This is a genomic window from Phytoactinopolyspora endophytica (assembly GCF_004138495.1).
Classification (GTDB): domain Bacteria; phylum Actinomycetota; class Actinomycetes; order Jiangellales; family Jiangellaceae; genus Phytoactinopolyspora; species Phytoactinopolyspora endophytica.
The window spans coordinates 190,572-191,042 of sequence record NZ_ML142852.1 but is presented as its reverse complement, the minus strand read 5'-3'; the positions used below and the strand labels follow the sequence as shown (position 1 = coordinate 191,042).

Here is a 471-nt window from a genome sequence, read left to right as displayed (position 1 = left end):
GGCGTGTCTACGAGTGGAGCAACAGGCGGGCTCCCGGGATCGCCCAGTGGCGTGTCCAGGACGGCGACCACATCGACGTCGGTGAGCTGCTGCATTCGGGTACGGCCGACCCGCACGACGTGCTCAGGGTCCTGGGTCAGCGGGCGGTGCAGGTCTTCCTGACCGACCAGGTCCAGGAGGTCTACCGTTCGCAGGGTGTGTCCATCCACGACAAGCACATCGAGATCATCGTCCGGCAGATGCTGCGACGGATCACGGTGCTGGAGAGCGGGGAAACCAACCTGCTCCCAGGTGAGCTGGTCGAGCGCTCCCGGTTCGAAGAGGAGAACCGTCGGGTCGTCGCCGAGAGCGGACCGCCGGCTTCTGGACGGCCGCAGCTGATGGGGATCACCAAGGCCTCGCTTGCGACCGATTCGTGGCTGTCCGCCGCGTCGTTCCAGGAGACTACGCGGGTGCTCACAGAGGCGGCGA

General features: G+C 66.7%; 1 pseudogene. It reads left to right on the top strand.

Going from position 1 to position 471, the window contains the following annotated elements:
- Positions 1–471: pseudogene (locus tag ELR45_RS40645) on the top strand (DNA-directed RNA polymerase subunit beta'); the annotation flags it as partial.